Origin of the sequence: Meridianimarinicoccus marinus, assembly GCF_040689105.1 — a bacterium.
Classification (GTDB): Bacteria; Pseudomonadota; Alphaproteobacteria; order Rhodobacterales; family Rhodobacteraceae; genus Meridianimarinicoccus; species Meridianimarinicoccus marinus.
This window is the reverse complement of the sequence record NZ_JBFBVU010000153.1, coordinates 1-233: the sequence shown is the minus strand read 5'-3', so window position 1 is coordinate 233 and position 233 is coordinate 1. Positions and strand designations below refer to the sequence as shown.

Genomic DNA, 233 nt, shown 5'->3' with positions numbered 1-233 from the left:
GGGTTTTGTCACGGACACGTCTGACGACGCTTCTGGCCGGGCACCCGGCTTGCGTGGTCGCGATGGACGCCTGCGCCCCGTCACATCACTGGGGCCGCGTGGCGCAGGAGCACGGCCATGAGGTTCGGCTCGTCCCGGCAGCCTGTGTAAAACCGTTCGTGAAGCGTCAGAAGAACGACCGCGCGGATGCTGAAGCCATCGCGGAGGCAGCCATGCGCCCGACGATGCGGTTC

General features: G+C 67.0%; 1 pseudogene. It reads left to right on the top strand.

What is annotated here, in order from left to right:
• Positions 1–233, top strand: a pseudogene (locus AB0T83_RS20660) (IS110 family transposase); the annotation flags it as partial.